At 71.5% G+C, this 17,470-nt stretch carries 13 protein-coding genes and 2 pseudogenes; 8 read left to right on the top strand and 7 right to left on the bottom strand.

The window, feature by feature from the left end:
* The first annotated feature begins 27 nt into the window (after positions 1–27).
* Both ABT245_RS40685 and ABT245_RS40680 read left to right on the top strand, forming a co-directional pair.
* Positions 28–576: a DUF6114 domain-containing protein gene (locus ABT245_RS40685; protein WP_351744583.1), complete on the top strand. Its 549-nt coding sequence runs from the start codon at positions 28–30 to the stop codon at positions 574–576.
* On the top strand, positions 566–1,948 hold the full coding sequence (locus tag ABT245_RS40680; protein WP_351744580.1) for a hypothetical protein: 1,383 nt from the start codon (positions 566–568) through the stop codon (positions 1,946–1,948). The genes ABT245_RS40685 and ABT245_RS40680 overlap by 11 nt, the downstream gene beginning before the upstream one ends.
* Before the next feature lie 308 nt (positions 1,949–2,256).
* Here ABT245_RS40680 and pyk read toward each other — a convergent pair whose 3' ends face one another.
* From pyk to pta, 3 genes are all read right to left on the bottom strand, one after another.
* A complete protein-coding gene (pyk, locus tag ABT245_RS40675) occupies positions 2,257–3,687 on the bottom strand; it encodes a pyruvate kinase (protein ID WP_351744577.1) in 1,431 nt (476 codons plus the stop codon).
* A 108-nt stretch (positions 3,688–3,795) separates the two neighbouring features.
* Complete coding sequence (locus tag ABT245_RS40670) at positions 3,796–5,055, bottom strand: acetate kinase (protein ID WP_351744647.1); 1,260 nt, start codon at positions 5,053–5,055, stop codon at positions 3,796–3,798.
* Positions 5,055–7,157 (bottom strand): phosphate acetyltransferase, encoded by a 2,103-nt coding sequence (gene pta, locus ABT245_RS40665; RefSeq protein ID WP_351744574.1) that lies wholly within the window; start codon positions 7,155–7,157, stop codon positions 5,055–5,057. The genes ABT245_RS40670 and pta overlap by 1 nt, the downstream gene beginning before the upstream one ends.
* A gap of 191 nt (positions 7,158–7,348) precedes the next feature.
* Here pta and ABT245_RS40660 point away from each other — a divergent pair, with 191 nt between their 5' ends.
* Entirely contained in the window at positions 7,349–8,374 is a 1,026-nt protein-coding gene (locus ABT245_RS40660) for an ATP-dependent 6-phosphofructokinase (RefSeq protein ID WP_351744571.1), read from the top strand.
* Positions 8,375–8,788: 414 nt separating this feature from the next.
* Here ABT245_RS40660 and ABT245_RS40655 read toward each other — a convergent pair.
* Positions 8,789–9,106: pseudogene (locus tag ABT245_RS40655) on the bottom strand (nucleosidase); the annotation flags it as partial.
* Positions 9,107–9,133: 27 nt separating this feature from the next.
* Here ABT245_RS40655 and ABT245_RS40650 point away from each other — a divergent pair.
* From ABT245_RS40650 to ABT245_RS40630, 5 genes and pseudogenes are all read left to right on the top strand, one after another.
* Positions 9,134–9,340 (top strand): annotated as a pseudogene (locus tag ABT245_RS40650) (MFS transporter); the annotation flags it as partial.
* 110 nt (positions 9,341–9,450) lie between these two features.
* The gene (locus tag ABT245_RS40645) at positions 9,451–10,215 is read left to right on the top strand and encodes a DUF2127 domain-containing protein (RefSeq protein WP_351744568.1); all 765 of its coding nucleotides are present in this window, start codon (positions 9,451–9,453) and stop codon (positions 10,213–10,215) included.
* A gap of 46 nt (positions 10,216–10,261) precedes the next feature.
* The gene (locus tag ABT245_RS40640; protein ID WP_351744565.1) at positions 10,262–10,684 is read left to right on the top strand and encodes a MerR family transcriptional regulator; all 423 of its coding nucleotides are present in this window, start codon (positions 10,262–10,264) and stop codon (positions 10,682–10,684) included.
* A 2-nt stretch (positions 10,685–10,686) separates the two neighbouring features.
* Complete coding sequence (locus tag ABT245_RS40635; protein ID WP_351744563.1) at positions 10,687–11,019, top strand: thioredoxin family protein; 333 nt, start codon at positions 10,687–10,689, stop codon at positions 11,017–11,019.
* A gap of 137 nt (positions 11,020–11,156) precedes the next feature.
* A complete protein-coding gene (locus tag ABT245_RS40630) occupies positions 11,157–13,427 on the top strand; it encodes a HelD family protein (protein ID WP_351744560.1) in 2,271 nt (756 codons plus the stop codon).
* Here the strand turns inward: ABT245_RS40630 and glgB are convergent.
* The 3 genes from glgB to ABT245_RS40615 all read right to left on the bottom strand — a co-directional run.
* Positions 13,402–15,582, bottom strand: a complete 2,181-nt coding sequence (gene glgB, locus ABT245_RS40625) for a 1,4-alpha-glucan branching enzyme (protein ID WP_351744645.1) — start codon at positions 15,580–15,582, stop codon at positions 13,402–13,404. The genes ABT245_RS40630 and glgB overlap by 26 nt on opposite strands.
* A 127-nt stretch (positions 15,583–15,709) precedes the next feature.
* Positions 15,710–17,107: a maltokinase N-terminal cap-like domain-containing protein gene (locus ABT245_RS40620; RefSeq protein ID WP_351744557.1), complete on the bottom strand. Its 1,398-nt coding sequence runs from the start codon at positions 17,105–17,107 to the stop codon at positions 15,710–15,712.
* A 123-nt stretch (positions 17,108–17,230) separates the two neighbouring features.
* On the bottom strand, positions 17,231–17,470 hold a 240-nt coding region (locus tag ABT245_RS40615), incomplete at its 5' end, for an alpha-glucosidase C-terminal domain-containing protein (protein ID WP_351744554.1).

Genomic DNA, 17,470 nt, shown 5'->3' with positions numbered 1-17,470 from the left:
CAATGCCGTACCAGGGAGCTGTATTCCATGAGCGCCGAGACTCCTGCCGCACCGGGTCAGTTCACCCGCAGGAGGCTGCAGTTCCGCGCCTGGCGGGGCACCCGTCCGTTCTGGGCCGGCCTGTTCGTCCTGCTCGCCGGCTTTCCGATCATGTATTTCCCGTACGCGCATCTCCAGTTCGGTCATCTGACGATCGCGATGGCCACCACCGCGGGGGCCGGGTCCCTGATCATCGGTGTGCTGCTCGTCGTCCTCGGCATCAGCCTCTGGTTCCAGCAGCATGTGCGGACCTTCGCGGGCGTCGCCGCGATCCTGCTGGCGCTGGTGTCCATCCCCGTGTCCAACTTCGGCGGCTTCGTCATCGGCTTCCTGTTCGCGTTGATCGGCGGGGCGATGGCCGTGGCATGGGCTCCGGGGGTGCCGCCGGTGCCGCAGCCGGCACAGGCCAACGGCGCGGGCGCGGGGGACTCCCCGCAGGCCGCGCCCGGCAGTGCCACGGGCCCGGGGTACGAGGCGAACGACCTGTCAGGAACGAGCCCGGGCAACGGGGCGAACGGGAGGCACAGTGCCGGCTGACGAGGTGACCCACGGGACTCATGTGGAGACGTCCCGTGTGAGAACCGGGCCGCGCCACGCGGCACCCAAGAAGCCGCTGTTCACCAGGTTCCACATGCCGGCCGGCAAAGCCATCGCCACCGTGGCGATGCCGACGGCGGTCCTCATGGGCATGGGGTTCACGTCCACGCTCGCCCTCGCCGACAACAACGACACACCGGCGCCGTCGAAGAGCCTGACGGCCGACGAGTACAAGGGCTGTCTCACCGCGCTGGACGACTCGAAGAACGCCTCGGCCTCGCCGTCGCCCTCCGGTTCGCCGAGCGCGAGCGAGTCCGCGGACCAGGCGTCGCCGACCCCGTCGGCGACGGACGGCACGGCCGACGGCGCCAACGACACGTCGGGCAAGACCTCTTCGTCGGATTCAGGTTCCGACGACAAGGCCACACCGAGCCCGTCCGCGTCCAAGTCGGCGTCCTCGGCGGGCGGTTCGGACGCCTCCGGCTCCGGCTCCGCCTCTGACGACAAGGCCACGCCCAGCCCGTCGGCGTCCACCGGCGGCGGGAACCTGCTCGACACCATCGGCGACGCGATCACCGGCATCCTCACCGGCGGCGCGGGCTCCGGCTCCTCGGCGAGCGCGAGCCCCACGCCCTCCGCGTCGGCGTCCGCGGCGGACTCCGGGAGCAAGGACTCCGACGGGAAGGACTCCGAAGACGGCGAGGACGCGGGCGGCAGCGCCGCCGACACCGTCAAGGACACCGCAGGCAAGGTCACCAAGACGGTGGAGGACACCGTCGGGGACACCACCGGCAAGGTGTCCGAGGCGGCCGGGGACACCACCGACGCCGCGCAGCAGGTGGCCGAGTCGGCGACCTCCTCGCCCAGTCCCTCGGCGAGCGCCTCCGTCTCCGCCGACGACTGCCCGGTCGCCACGGACGAGACGGGCGGCGTCGACAACGCGGTGCCGGTGGCGGACGACCCCTGGTACCTGAACGCCAGCTCACTGCTCCTCAAGAACGCCGACTACCAGGGCATCGTCGAGGTGAAGCGCGCCAACGGGACCACCAAGAAGGTGCTGAAGTACGTCATCTCCGGCGGCACCGACATCGGTGATCTGCACCAGACGGTCAAGGACAAGCAGGCAGGCAAGACCTACCATGTGCAGGCGGCGGCCGGCTCGACGTCCACGATCCGCGACGGCGACACGGTGATGTACACGGAGAGCATCTCCGGGAACCTCTTCGGCCTGATCCCCGTGACCTTCAGCCCCGACAGCCCGCCGCCGCTGAACATCCCGCTGATCTACTTCACCCATGTGAAGGTGACCCAGGCCGCCCAGTTCGGCGGCACCCTGCACATACCGGGCATGCACGTATACACCACTGACTGACAACCCCCACAAGCCCGTTCGGGAGCCGCAGAAGCGAGGGCGCCCCCTGCTCGTTCGCAGGGGGCGCCCTCGGTGTCGTGCGGGCTTGGTGGGCCGATGGCCCCGACCTCGGGGAGCGGCCAAGCAGGTCTGGTGAAGTACGCGGCGGTTCGACAGCGCCCCGAAGGGGCGCGGGGCTGTATCGACATGCGGCTCCGCCGCGATGGGGGTGCCCCCTGTTCGAGCGAAGCCGAGAACTTGGGGGAGCGACCAGCTACGACGGTGCCGCACACGACCGACGGCACATCGCGGCGCATCCAGCGGAGCGCTCAGTCCCTTTCGCCGCCGCCCAAGTGGTGGACGCGGACCATGTTGGTGGTGCCGGCCACGCCGGGGGGTGAGCCGGCCGTGATGATCACGGTGTCGCCCGCGTCGAAGCGGCCCAGCTTGGTGATCTCCAGGTCGACCAGGTCGACCATCTCGTCGGTGCTGTTCACGAACGGCACGATGTGGGATTCCACGCCCCAGCTGAGCGTCAGTTGGTTGCGGGTGGACTCGTCCGTGGTGAAGGCGATGATCGGCTGGGCGGCGCGATAGCGGCACAGCCGGCGGGCGGTGTCACCGGACTTGGTGAAGGCGATCAGGCCCTTGCCGCCGAGGAAGTCCGCGATCTCGCACGCGGCCCGGGCGACCGAACCGCCCTGCGTGCGCGGCTTCTTGCCCGGCACCAGCGGTTGCAGGCCCTTGGAGAGCAGTTCCTGCTCGGCCGCCCGGACGATCTTCGACATCGTCTTGACGGTCTCGACCGGGTAGGCGCCCACGCTCGACTCGGCGGACAGCATGACCGCGTCGGCGCCGTCCAGGATCGCGTTGGCGACGTCGGACGCCTCGGCGCGGGTCGGACGGGAGTTGGTGATCATCGACTCCATCATCTGGGTCGCCACGATCACCGGCTTGGCGTTGCGCCGGCACAGTTCGATCAGGCGCTTCTGCACCATGGGGACCTTCTCCAGCGGGTATTCGACGGCCAGGTCGCCACGGGCGACCATCACGCCGTCGAACGCCATCACGACGTCCTCCATGTTCTCGACCGCCTGCGGCTTCTCCACCTTGGCGATCACCGGGACGCGGCGGCCCTCCTCGTCCATCACCTTGTGGACGTCGGCCACGTCCCGGGCGTCCCGGACGAAGGACAGCGCGACCAGGTCGCAGCCCATGCGCAGCGCGAACCGCAGGTCCTCGATGTCCTTCTCGCTGAGCGCGGGCACGTTGACGGCCGCGCCGGGCAGATTGATGCCCTTGTGGTCGGACACGACGCCGCCCTCGATGACGATCGTCCGCACCCGGGGGCCCTCGACGTCCAGGACCTTCAACTCGACATTGCCGTCGTTGATCAGGATCTGGTCGCCGCGCGAGACATCGGCCGGCAGGCCCTTGTACGTCGTGCCGCAGATGCTCTTGTCGCCGGGGACGTCCTCGGTGGTGATGACGAACTCGTCGCCGCGCTCCAGTTCCACCGGACCCTCGGCGAAGGTCTCCAGGCGGATCTTGGGTCCCTGGAGGTCGGCGAGCACGCCGACGGCGCGGTTGGTCTCCTTGGACGCGGCGCGGACGCGGTCGTACCGCCCCTGGTGCTCGGCGTGGCTGCCGTGGCTGAAGTTGAACCGGGCCACGTTCATGCCCGCCTCGATCATGGCGACGAGCATCTCGTGGGAGTCGACCGCGGGGCCGAGAGTACAGACGATTTTCGAACGGCGCATGGGGCGATCCTATCGGTTTGTTTCGCTACGGAATATTCCGTCTGATGGAAGACACAAATGGGCGGGTTCACGCTCAGGCGAGTGCCAGGAGGGTGCCGGTCGAATTCCTCAGACGCCCTTTCCGACCAGTGCGTAGGTCTGTTCGGCGATCTCCCATTCCTCGTCCGTCGGAACCACGGCCACGGCGGCCCGCGCGTGAGGCGGCGAGATCAGCCGGGCCCCGTCGCCCCGCGCGGCGTTCAGCTCCGGGTCGACGGCGAGGCCCAGCCCCGCCAGGCCCTCGATCGCCGCCGCCCGCACCGCGGCGGCGTTCTCGCCGACCCCGGCGGTGAAGACGACCGCGTCCACCGTGCCGAGTACCGCGTAGTAGGCGCCGATGTACTTCTTCAGTCGGTGCACGTAAATGTCGAAGGCGAGCCGCGCCCCGGCGTCGCCCTCCTCGATCCTGCGCTGAATCTCCCGCATGTCATTGTCGCCGCACAGGCCGAACAGACCGCTCCCCTTGTTGAGGAGAGTGTCGATCTCGTCCATGGACATTCCGCCAACGCGCCGCAAATGGAAGATGACGGCGGGATCCAGGTCACCGGAGCGGGTTCCCATCACCAGCCCCTCCAAGGGCGTCAGCCCCATCGAGGTGTCCACGCACCGGCCGCCGCGGACCGCCGAGGCCGACGCCCCGTTGCCCAGGTGCAGCACGATCACGTTCACCTCCTGCGGCGCCCTGCCGAGCAGCCGCGCGGTCGCCCGGGAGACATACGCGTGCGAGGTGCCGTGGAAGCCGTAGCGCCGCACCCGGTAGCGGTCCGCCAGCTTGGTGTCGATCGCGTAGCGGGCCGCGTACTCCGGCATCGTCGTGTGGAACGCGGTGTCGAAGACCGCGACCTGCGGCAGGTCCGGGCGCAGCGCCCGGGCCGTGCGGATGCCGGTCAGATTCGCCGGGTTGTGCAGCGGCGCGACCGGGATCAGCCGCTCGATCTCGGTGAGCACGGCGTCGTCGATGACGGTGGGTTCCGTGAAGAACATGCCGCCGTGCACCACGCGATGCCCGATCGCGGCCAGCTCCGGCGAGTCCAGGCCGATGCCGTCCCGGGACAGCTCCCCGGCGACGGCCTTCAGGGCGGCGTCGTGATCCGCGATCGGCCCGTTCTGCTCACGACTGTCGCCCGTGGCGCGGCAGGTGTGCCTGAGCCGGGACGTCTGCTCGCCGATCCGCTCCACCAGACCGACGGCGAGCCGGCCGCCGTCGCGCATGTCCAGCAGCTGGTACTTCAGCGACGACGAGCCGGAGTTCAGGACGAGGACACGCGACGCGACGGCGGCCCGGCGCGGCTCGCCGGACGGCGTCGTGGCGGGCGACGGGCGGGAGATCACTGGGCGGCTGCCTTCTCGTACGGGGCCGGGGCGGGGCTCTGCGCCTGGACGGCCGTGATGGCGACGGTGTTGACGATGTCCTGGACGAGCGCGCCCCGTGACAGGTCGTTGACCGGCTTGCGCAGGCCCTGCAGCACCGGTCCGACGGCGATCGCGCCGGCCGAGCGCTGCACGGCCTTGTAGGTGTTGTTGCCGGTGTTCAGATCGGGGAAGATCAGCACGCTGGCCTGCCCCGCCACCTCGGAGTCCGGCAGCTTGGTCGCGGCGACCGTGGGTTCCACCGCGGCGTCGTACTGGATCGGGCCCTCGATCTTCAGATCGGGCCGCCGCGCGCGGGCCAGCTTCGTGGCCTCGCGCACCTTGTCGACATCGGCGCCCGAACCGGACGTACCGGTGGAGTACGACAGCATCGCGATCCGCGGCTGCACGCCGAACTGCCGCGCGGTGGCCGCCGACTGGACGGCGATGTCGGCGAGCTGCGCGGCGTCCGGGTCCGGGTTGACCGCGCAGTCACCGTAGACCAGCACCTTGTCGGCGAGACACATGAAGAAGACCGACGAGACGATCGAGGACTCCGGCCGGGTCTTGATGATCTCGAACGCGGGCCGGATGGTGGCCGCGGTGGAGTGCACGGAACCGGAGACCATGCCGTCCGCCAGGCCCTCCTCGACCATCAGGGTGCCGAAGTAGTTCACATCGGCGACGACATCGTGGGCCAGCTCCGCCGTGACGCCCTTGTGGGCGCGCAGCCGGGCGTACCGCTCGGCGAACGCCTCGCGCAGCTCGGAGACGGCCGGGTCGATCAGCTGTGCCTCGCCGAGGTCGATGCCGAGGTCGGCGGCCTGCTTGCGGATCCGGCCGACCGGCCCGAGCAGGGTCAGATCGCACACGTCCCGGCGCAGCAGCACCTCGGCGGCGCGCAGCACACGTTCCTCGGCGCCCTCCGGCAGCACCACCCGGCGCCGGTCGGCGCGGGCCTGCTCCAGCAGCTTGTGCTCGAACATCATCGGGGTGACGCGATCGCTGCTCGGCGCGGAGACCCGGCCCAGCAGGTCACCGGTGTCGACGTACCGCTCGAACAGGCCGAGCGCGGTCTCCGCCTTGCGCGGGGTGGCCGCGTTCAGCTTGCCCTCCAGGGCGAACAGCCGCTCGGCGGTGGGGAAGCTGTTGCCTGCCACGGACAGCACCGGGGTGCCGGGGGCGAGCCGGGCGGCCAGGGTGAGGACCTCGTCGCTTGGGCGCTCGTTCAGGGTCAGCAGGACGCCCGCTATCGGCGGGGTGCCGGCGCTGTGCGCGGCCAGCGAGCCGACGACCAGGTCGGCGCGGTCGCCCGGGGTCACCACGAGGCAGCCCGGGGTCAGCGCGGCCAGCAGATTGGGCAGCATGGCGCCGCCGAAGACGAGGTCGAGCGCGTCCCGGGCGAGCCCCGAGTCGTCGCCGAGCAGCACCTCGGCGCCCAGGGCCCGGCCGATCTGCGCGACGGTCGGCGCCGCCAGGGCCGGCTCGTCGGGCAGCACGTAACAGGGCACCGGCAGCCGGTCCACGAGTTGCTCGGCCAGCTTCTCACGGTCGTCGCGGGCCACCCGGTTGGCGACCATCGCCAGCACGTCGCAGCCCAGGCCCTGGTAGGCCCGAAAGGCGTTGCGGGTCTCGGCGAGCACGGACTCGGTGCTCTGCCTGCGGCCGCCCACCACCGGGATGACGGAGGCGCCGAACTCGTTGGCGAGCCGGGCGTTGAGGGCGAGTTCGTCGGGGAGCTGGGTGTCGGCGAAGTCGGTGCCGAGCACCAGGACGACGTCGTAGTCGCGGGCCACCAGGTGGAAGCGGTCGACGAGCGTGGACACCAGTTCATCGGTGCCCTGCTCGGCCTGGAGCGTGGACGCCTCGTGGTAGTCCATGCCGTAGACGGTGGCCGGGTCCTGGGAGAGCCGGTAGCGGGCCCGCAGCAGTTCGAAGAGGCGGTCGGGGTGGTGGTGCGCGAGCGGACTGAACACACCCACCCGGTCGACCTGCCGGGTCAGGAGTTCCATGACTCCCAGCTCGACGACCTGGCGGCCGTCGCCGCGGTCGATCCCGGTGACGTACACACTGCGGGTCACGCGTGCTCTCCGTTTCGTCGGAATGTTCCGGCACGTACAAAAAACGCCCGCCGGGGTGAGCGGAGCCCTCTTGACAATACCTTCGCCCGCGGATAAAGCGCCCGTCAGGACCGGGGGCCTGGTCCGCCTCCCGGACATGAAACAATCGGACTGGCTCACCCGCGTCGACAGCGAGCAGGAGACACAGCAGGATGCGCATCGGAGTCCTCACCGCAGGCGGCGACTGTCCCGGCCTGAACGCCGTGATCCGGTCGATCGTGCACCGGGCGGTCACGCACTACGGCGACGAGATGATCGGCTTCGAGGACGGCTACCGGGGGCTGCTCGACGGCCACTACCGCGCCCTCGATCTCGACGCGGTCAGCGGCATCCTCTCCCTCGGCGGGACCATCCTCGGCTCCTCGCGCCTGGAACGCGACCGGCTGCGCGAGGCCTGTGAGCGGGCCACCGACATGGTCGACGAGTTCGGGATCGACGCGCTGATCCCGATCGGCGGCGAGGGCACACTGACCGCGGCCCGGATGCTTTTCGACGCGGGCCTGCCGGTCGTGGGCGTCCCGAAGACGATCGACAACGACATCTCCTCCACGGACCGCACCTTCGGCTTCGACACCGCGGTCGGCGTCGCCACCGACGCGATGGACCGCCTCAAGACCACCGCGGAGTCCCACCAGCGCGTGATGGTCGTCGAGGTCATGGGCCGGCACGCCGGCTGGATCGCCCTGGAGTCCGGCATGGCCGGCGGCGCCCACGGCATTTGCCTGCCCGAGCGGCCGTTCGACCCGGGCGACCTGGCCAAGATGGTCGAAGAACGGTTCGACCGCGGCAAGAAGTTCGCCGTCATCTGCGTCGCCGAGGGCGCGCACCCCGCCGAGGGCACCATGGACTACGGCAAGGGCGCGATCGACCAGTACGGGCACGAGCGCTTCCAGGGCATCGGCACGGCCCTCGCGTACGAGCTGGAGCGGCGGCTCGGCAAGGAGGCCAAGCCGGTCATCCTGGGCCATGTCCAGCGCGGCGGCACGCCGACCGCGTACGACAGGGTGCTCGCCACCCGCTTCGGCTGGCACGCGGTGGAGGCCGCGCACCGGGGCGAGTTCGGCAGGATGACCGCGCTGCGCGGCACCGACATCGTGATGGTGCCGCTCGCGGAGGCGGTCACCGAGTTGAAGACGGTACCGAAGGACCGGATGGACGAGGCCGAGTCGGTCTTCTGATCCCCCTGGCCTGGTGAGCGTCCGGGTGGTACGGATAGCCGCCGACGGCGCGGGCGTTCGACGTCGAGGTACCGCGGGGTGGCCGGGGCGTGGTGAGGGCGTTGTCGCCGACGGCGCGGGGGTTCGCCGTTCTCCTCCAGGCGTGCGCGATCCAGCCCGCCGTCAGGGCGAGGTGAAGGCCGTGCCTGCGCGCCCTCGCGGGTGTGCCGGAGTCGATGGTGGAGGTGTCGGGACTGCCGCCGGATGCGTTGCCGCACGCGGTGAGCGCGGTGCCGGGGCGCAGAGGCATGACCTTGTGCGGGTGCGCGGCGGTGTGGCCTGATGGTTCCGGGACGGTAGGGGGAGTGGGCCCGTCAGGTCGATGCAGTTGCGGCGGATCGGGCAGCGGCGCCTTCGGGTGAACCGGGGGAGCCGTCAGTGGCGGTCGTCGGTACGGTCGGTGTCCGCCGTCTTGCCGGTGACGGGGGCGTGGAAGGTGCCGCCCCGGAAGTCGATGTGGTCGCCGCCGTAGGTGACTTGGGCGTCCTCCTCGGGCACGGCGGGAGCGTCGCCGTCCGGGGCGTGGGTGCGCAGCACCGCCACGGCGACGGCCGCCGCCCGCGCCGCGGCCCGCTCCTGGGAACCGGCGGCGTCGGCCCGCTGCTTGTCCGCGTCGGCGCGGTCGCTGATGCCACGGATCACCAACGCGTCGACCCGCCCGCTCAGATGGGCCGCGTGCACCGCTCCCGGCCCCGGGCCGGACGTCCGGGCACCGCCCCGGGCGGCCGGCTCGCCGAGGGCGCCCGACAGATGACCGATGCCGTCGGATCCTCCTTCGCGGACGCGGTGGCCCGCACCAGCCTGGTCGGCGCGGTGATCCTGGGAGCCGGCACGGTCCTGGTGGCGCTGCTGCTGCCGGGCCGCCCGGCCGCCGCACCGGAGCCGGCCTGGGAGGAGCGGGAGCTGACGGGCAGCAGGTCCGACTGAACGGCCCCGGCCGGCGCCGCCTTTCTCACCGTTCTTACCCGGATGAACTAGCGTGCCGTGCCGGACGACCGGCGCGGCACGGCCGCGGGCACCTACGGAGGACACGGGGGATGGCGATCGACTGGAACCGGCGCACATGTGCGCGCAAGGGCCATGTGACCTACGCCCCGGACGATCCCCGGCTGCGGGTTCGGCTGCACGCCGGGACCGCGCTCGGCGAGGTCTGGCGGTGCCTGCGCTGCGGCGACTTCGTGCTCGGCGAGCCGCACGGCTCGGGGCCCGCCGCCGACGCCCCGCTGGTGCCGCGCGGCAAGGTGCTGCGGGACCTGTTCATCCTGCGCTGCCTGGCCGTCGAGCGGGCCGCGCGCGGGGTGTTCGTCGTGCTGGTCGCGGTGGCCGTGTGGAGGTTCAGCAACAGCGAGAACGCGGTACGGCGGCTGTTCGACGAGTACCTCGACGTCTTCCGCCCGGTCTTCAGGCACTTCCACTACGACCTCGACCACTCCCCGGTGGTGGGCTCCCTCCAGCGGGCCTTCGGCTACCGGCACTCCACGCTGCTGCTGGTGGCGGCGCTGCTGCTGGCGTACGCGCTGATCGAGCTGGTGGAGGCCGTCGGCCTGTGGTACGCCAAACGCTGGGCCGAGTACCTGACGGTCGTTTCCACATCGGTCTTCCTGCCGCTGGAGATCTACGAACTCGGCGAACACATCAGCTGGGTGAAGATCGCCACTCTCGTCGTCAACATCCTCGCCGTTCTCTACATCGCGCTCGCCAAGCGTCTGTTCGGCCTGCGCGGCGGACGCCGGGCTTATGACGCGGAGCGGCACAGCGCCTCCCTGCTGGAGGTGACCCGGTCCGCGGGGACGCCCGGCTGACCGGCGGGTTGCCCTGACGCCGACGTCAACGCCTACCGTCGAGGACATGCGTATCGGCGAGCTGGCCGCACGGGCCGGGACCACCACGCGGACACTGCGGTACTACGAGGCGCGGGGGCTGCTGTCCGCGCGTCGCGACGGCAAGGGCCACCGCGTCTACGACGAGCGGGATCTGCGGCTGCTCACCCAGATCCGGACGCTGCGGGACTTCGGGTTCGACCTGGAGGAGACCCGGCCGTTCGTGGAGTGTCTGCGGGCCGGGCACCCGGAGGGCGACTCCTGCCCCGCCTCGCTCGCGATCTACCGGCGCAAGCTGGACGAGCTGGACGCGCTCATCGGGGAGCTGCGGGCGGTGCGGGCACAGGTCGCCGGGCAGCTGGGGCGGGCGGAGCGGGCCAGGGACGCGCTGGCCGCCGAGGCGCTGGTTCCGGGCGGTCCGGAGCCGGAGTGCGAACTGGGAGGACACTGAGGATGACCAGGACGGTCGGCGTGGCCGAGGTGACGGACGGGGACTTCACGGCGCAGGTGCTCGAATCCGATCTGCCGGTGCTGGTGGAGTTCACCGCCGACTGGTGTCCGCCGTGCCGGCAGATGGTGCCGGTGCTCGGCGCGCTCGCCGCCGAGACGAGTGACCGGCTCAAGGTCGTGCAGCTGGACGTGGACGCCAATCCGCTGACCACCAACGCGTACAAGGTGCTGTCGATGCCGACGTTCATGGTGTTCCGGGACGGTGAGCCGGTGAAGGCGATGGTCGGGGCGCGGCCCCGGCGCAGGCTCCTGGAGGAGCTGTCCGACGTGCTGTAGGACGGTGAACCGGCAAAAAAATCCCCCGAGCAATTGCGCTCGGGGGATTTCCCTGCGTATATTCGGTGATTCGCGACTTCAAGAAATGCGGTCGCAAAGAAGTTCAGTGAGCACAGTATATCCGGGCGGGAGCGGAATTGTCAAACACCGAATTTCCGGACGATGAATTGCGTCGCGAGCAGGAATTCATCGACGGACTGTACGTGCGGGTGGACGCGCTGCGCGGCGACACCGAGACCTCCGTCGCGGACGCCCTCGCGCAGGGCGACAAGCCCATGCAGGCCCGCCTGGAGCGGGACATCCTGGTCGCCGAACGGTCCGGGCTGCTCGCCGCGCTGAACGCCGTGGACGGCTCGCTCTGCTTCGGCCGCATCGATCTGACCTCGGGCACCAGCCACCACATCGGCCGTATCGGGCTGCGCGCCGACGACGCCGAGCGCAGCCCGATTCTTATCGACTGGCGCGCCGACGTCGCCCGCCCCTTCTATCTGGCCACCGGCCACACCCCGATGGGTCTGCGCCGGCGCCGGCACATCTCCACCGACGGCCGCAGGGTCACCTCGCTGCACGACGAGATCCTCGACCTCGGCGACGCCACCCGCACCGGCCACGAGGACCCGACCGGGGACGCCGTGCTCCTGGCCGCGCTCAACTCCGCGCGCACCGGACGCATGAGCGACATCGTGCAGACCATCCAGGCCGAACAGGACGAGATCATCCGGGCGCCCCACCGCGGGGTGCTGGTGGTCGAGGGCGGCCCCGGCACCGGCAAGACCGCGGTGGCGCTGCACCGGGCGGCCTATCTGCTGTACGAGCACCGGGACCTGCTGGCCCGGCGGGCCGTCCTGATCGTCGGCCCGAACCCGGCCTTCCTCGGCTACATCGGCGAGGTGCTGCCGTCCCTGGGTGAGACAGGGGTGCTGCTCGCCACGGTCGGTGAGCTGTTCCCCGGGGTGCGGGCCACCGCCGAGGACACCCCGCGGGCCGCGGCCGTGAAGGGCCGCGCCGACATGGCCGATGTGCTGGCCGCCGTCGTACGCGACCGGCAGGCGCTGCCCGACCCGGTGATCGCGATCGAGCACGACCGCGAGGTCCTGATGCTCGACGACGGCCTGGTGAAGGTCGCCCGCGAGCGCACCCGCGCCGCCGGGCTGCCGCACAACGTGGCCCGCGAGCACTTCGAGGGCCACATCCTCAACACGCTCACCGACATGGTGGCCGAGCGCATCGGGACCGACCCGTACGACGGCGGCAATCTGCTGGACGCCGCCGACCTCACCCAGATCCGCGACGAACTCGCCGAGAACCCGGACGTCTGGTCCGCCATCGACCAGCTGTGGCCGAGGCTGACCCCGCGGCGGCTGCTCGCGGACTTCCTCGCCGACCCCGACGGGTATCTGAGCGACGAGGACGCCGCCGCGATCCGCCGTCCGGTGACCCGGGCGTGGACCGTGGCGGATGTGCCGCTGCTCGACGAGGCGGCCGAACTGCTCGGCGAGGACGACCGCGTCAGGCGGACGCTCGCCGAACGGGAACGCGAGACGCAGATCGCCTTCGCGCAGGGCGTCCTCGATGTGTCGTACGCGTCCCGCACCTACGAGTTCGAGGACAAGGAGGACAGCGATCCCGACGGCTCCGAGGTGCTGTCCGCGCACGACATCATCGACGCCGAACGGTTCGCCGAGCGGCACGAGGAGGACGACTTCCGCAGCGCCGCCGAGCGGGCCGCAGCCGACCGGACCTGGGCGTTCGGGCACATCATCGTGGACGAGGCGCAGGAGCTGTCGCCGATGGCCTGGCGGCTGCTGATGCGGCGCAGCCCGACCCGTTCGATGACCCTGGTCGGCGACCCGGCCCAGACCGCGGAGCCGGCGGGCGTGGGCTCCTGGTCCCGGATCCTCGCCCCGTACGTCGAGGACCGCTGGGAGCACACACGCCTCGGCGTCAACTACCGCACCCCGTCGGAGATCATGGACCTGGCCGCGGCCGTGGTCCGCGCCGAACAGCCCGGCTTCGAACCGCCCAGTTCGGTCCGCTCGACGGGGGTACGGCCCTGGGCGGCGCAGGCGGCCGACGATCTGCCGGGCGCGGTGGCGAAGGCGGTCGCCGAACTGACCCCCGGCGAGGGCCGCCTCGCGGTGATCGCGCCGCGCAGCCTGCACCGGGCGCTCGCCGCCCGTCTTGACGGGGTGACGGCCGGTACCGAGCCCGATCTGACGCGGACCGTCGTCCTGCTGGATCCGCGCCAGGCCAAGGGGCTCGAGTTCGACTCGGTACTGGTGGTGGAGCCGGGCCGGTACGGCACCAGCGACCTGTATGTGGCCCTGACCCGGGCCACCCAGCGGCTGGGCGTGCTGTACACGGGCGCCCTGCCCGACGGGCTCAGGCAGGCCGCAGCCACACCGTAGCCAGCGGGGGCAGGGTCAGCCGGATGCTCGCGGGGCGCCCGTGCCGGCCCCGCGGCTCCGGCTTGACCGGGTGCGGGTGCACCACGTCGCCGCCGCCGTAGCGGGCCGCGTCCGTGTTGACGGCCTCCCGCCACGCGGGCACGTCGTCCGGTACGCCGAGCCGGTAGTCGTGGCGGACGACGGGGGAGAAGTGGGACACCGACAGCAGGGGTGTCCCGTCGGCGTCGTACCTCAGGAACGCGAACACGTTGTCGTCGGCGGCGTCGGCGCTGTCGGCGGTGATCCACTGGAAGCCGGTGGGGTCGGTGTCGCGTTGCCACAGGGCGGGGGTGGCGCGGTAGACGGTGTTGAGGTCGCGTACGAGGTCGCGGACGCCGCGGTGGTCGGGTTCGGCCGGGTAGCCGGGGTCGAGCAGCCGCCAGTCGGGGCCGTGTGTTTCGGACCATTCGGCGCCCTGGGCGAACTCCTGGCCCATGAAGAGGAGTTGTTTGCCGGGGTGGGCCCACATGAAGGCGAGGTAGGCGCGGTGGTCGGCGCGTTGCCGCCACCAGTCGCCGGGCATCTTCGAGACCAGTGAGCGCTTGCCGTGCACGACCTCGTCGTGGGAGATCGGCAGGATGTAGTTCTCGCTGTAGGCGTACACCATGGAGAAGGTCATCTCGTGGTGGTGGTACGTGCGGTGCACCGGCTCGTGCCGCATGTACTGGAGCGAGTCGTGCATCCAGCCCATGTTCCACTTCAGGCCGAAGCCGAGGCCGCCGCTGTCCGTGGGCCGGGTCACCCCGTCCCAGGCGGTCGACTCCTCGGCGATGGTGACCACGCCCGGGCAGCGGCGGTAGACGGTGGCGTTCATCTCCTGCAGGAACGCCACCGCGTCCAGGTCCTCGCGTCCGCCGAACACATTCGGTGTCCACTGGCCCGGCTCGCGTGAGTAGTCGAGGTAGAGCATGGAGGCGACGGCGTCCACGCGCAGGCCGTCGATGTGGAACTCCTCGCACCAGTACACGGCGTTGGCGACCAGGAAGTTGCGCACCTCGCGGCGCCCGAGGTCGAACTCCAGGGTGCCCCAGTCGGGGTGCGCGGCCCGCAGCGGGTCCGCGTGCTCGTACAGCGGGCGGCCGTCGAACCGGGCCAACGCCCAGTCGTCGCGCGGGAAGTGGGCTGGTACCCAGTCCATGAGGACGCCGATGCCCGCCCGGTGCAGGGCGTCGACCAGGTACTTGAAGTCGTCGGGGGTGCCGAGGCGGGCGGTCGGTGCGTAGAAGCCGGTGACCTGGTAGCCCCAGGAGCCGCCGAAGGGGTGCTCGGCGACCGGCATCAGCTCCACATGGGTGAAGCCCAACTCGTTCACGTACGCGGGAAGTTCATCGGCAAGCTGACGATAGGTCAGCCCTGGTCGCCAGGACGGCAGATGCACCTCGTACACGGAGAACGGCGCCTGGTGCACCGGGATGTCCGCGCGGTGCGCCAGCCACGCGTCGTCGCCCCACACATGGTGCGAGGCGTGCACGATCGAGGAGGTGGCGGGCGGAACCTCGGTGCGCCGGGCCAGCGGGTCGGCGCGCAGGCTGCGGGAGCCGTCGGGCCGGGTGATCTCGAACTTGTACAGCTCGCCCTCGCCGATGCCGGGCACGAACAGTTCCCAGACGCCCGAGGAGCCGAGCGAACGCAGCGGATACCCGGTGCCGTCCCAGAAGTTGAACCCGCCGGCCAGCCGCACGCCCCGGGCGTTCGGCGCCCACACCGAGAAGCGGGTGCCCGCCACGCCCTGGTGCGTCATGGGCTCGGCGCCCAGCGCCCGCCACAGCCGCTCGTGCCGGCCCTCGCCGATCAGATGCAGATCCAGCTCGCCGAGCGTGGGCAGGAACCGGTAGGCGTCCTCGGTCTCGTGGACGGCGCCCTCGTACGTCACACGCAGCCGGTACGCGGGGACGTCCCGCAGGGGCAACAGGGCCGAGAAGAAGCCACCGCCGTCGTCGTGCAGTTCGGCCCGCAGACCGTCGGTGACGACGGCGACCGACAGGGCGTACGGCCTGAAGGCCCGGAACACCACACCGCCGGCCACCGGATGCGCCCCGAGCACGGAGTGCGGATCATGGTGCGTCCCCGCCAGCAACCGCTCCCGATCCCCCGCGCCGAGAGCCAGGACGGCCATGCCCTCGACCTCCCCGGCCCTCGGCGGGTCTCCGGCGGTGGGAGCGTGCGGGTGCCGGTCGTCAGGGTCCGGGGCGCTGGACGGGGGGCGCGGGGTCACGGGTGGGGCCTCCTCGGCGCGGGGCGGGTCAGGTGTGGTCGGACGAGGCGAGGCGGTGGACCGCCGCCAGGGGCACGGGCAGCCAGTCGGGGCGGTGGCGGGCCTCGTAGAGGACCTCGTAGACCGCCTTGTCCGTCTCGTACGCCCGCAGCAGCACGGGATCGGTGCGCGGATCACACCCGGTGACCTCGGCGTACCCGGTGCAGTACGCCGCCCGGCACACCGCGGCCCAGCCGGGCGCCGGCGGGCTCGCCGACCGCGCCGCGTAGTCGAAGGAGCGCAGCATGCCCGCGATGTCCCGCAGCGCGGGCTGCGGCATGCGCCGCTCGGCCAGCGGCCGGGCCGGCTCGCCCTCGAAGTCGATCAGCGACCACGGCCCGGACGGCGCGCGCAGGCACTGCCCGAGGTGCAGATCGCCATGGATGCGCTGCGCGGTCCAGGTGCGCCCCTCGCCGGCCAGGTCGGCCAGCGCGGTGAAGGCGGACCGCAGTCCGGGCGCGTAGGGGCGCAGGGCCGGCACCGCGAGGACGGCCGCCTCCAGTCGCTCGATCATGCCGTCGACCAGCGGCTCCAGCCGGCCGCGGCCCAGGGTGACCGTGGGCAGCGCGTGCGCGAGCGCGGTGTGCACCTCGGCGGTGGCCCGGCCCAGCGCCCGCGCCTCCGCGCCGAAGTCCTCGCCCTTGGCCAGCTGGCGCAGCGCCAGCTCCCAGCCGTCCGTGGCGCCCCGCACAAAGGGCTGGAGCACGGCCAGCACAGCGGGCTCGCCGGCCGCCTCCGTGATCTCCGCCCGCAGCCAGGCGGTCGGCGCGGGCACCCGGGCGCAGCCCTCGCCGGCCAGCGCCAGCGGTATCTCCAGATCGGGGTTGACGCCGGGCACGACCCGGCGCAACAGCTTCAGAATGAACGTGTCTCCGTAGACGACCGAGGAGTTGGACTGCTCGGCGGTCAGCAGCCGGGCCACCAGCCCGTCGCGTATCTTCTGCCCCGGGTCCCCCTCGAAGCGCAGCACCCCGATACGGGCCCGGGTGCGCAGCGCCTCCAGCAGCACCTCGGCGGGCCGGGGGTCGTACAGGGCGTCGTACACCGTGCGTCCGGTGAGCGGCCCCTGGTCCACGTGTCCGATCAGCGCGGGCGCCAGCCGGGGCGGCAGCGCCTCGCGCGCGCCCACGAGCAGCTGGTAGCAGTCGCCGGGCTGCGGCCGGGCGCCCGGTGCGGGCGGCTGGTGGGCGCGGACCAGCAGGTGGTACAGGCCGAGGCGGCCGACGGGCAGCAACTCGGTGACCGCCACCGGTGAGAACCCGGTGACCGGGCGGCCCTTCCCCGCGAACCAGCGCTGCCTGGGCAGCCACTCGCGCAGCAGGGGATCGAGGGACGCGAGGATATGAGCCGGACTCGTCGTGCCGGACGGGGTGACCGTTTCCGCCATGGCGTCATGTCCTTTCCCCATTCTTCGGTACGCCTCCTGGGCGCCCGAGCCGGTGGGGTGTTACTGATGCGTGCCCCGGGCGGGGCGGTGGAAACCGTCCCGCCGGCGTCTTCCACGGGGCCGCTACACGGTGTCCCCGCGCAGTCGGAACCAGTAGAAGCCGTGGCCCGCGAGGGTCAGCAGATACGGCAGCTTGCCGATCGCCGGGAAGCGCACCCCGCCGAACAGCTCGACCGGATGCCGGCCGCCGAACCGCCCCAGATCCAGCTCGGTGGGCTGGGCGAAGCGGGAGAAGTTGTGGACGCACAGGACGAGGTCGTCCTCGTGTTCGCGCAGGAAGGCGATGACCGCGGGGTTGGTGGA

It is taken from the genome of Streptomyces sp. NPDC001508, assembly GCF_040298665.1.
Lineage (GTDB): Bacteria > Actinomycetota > Actinomycetes > Streptomycetales > Streptomycetaceae > Streptomyces.
Note: the sequence above shows the minus strand (reverse complement) of the source record. Positions and strands in the feature narration are given on the sequence as shown.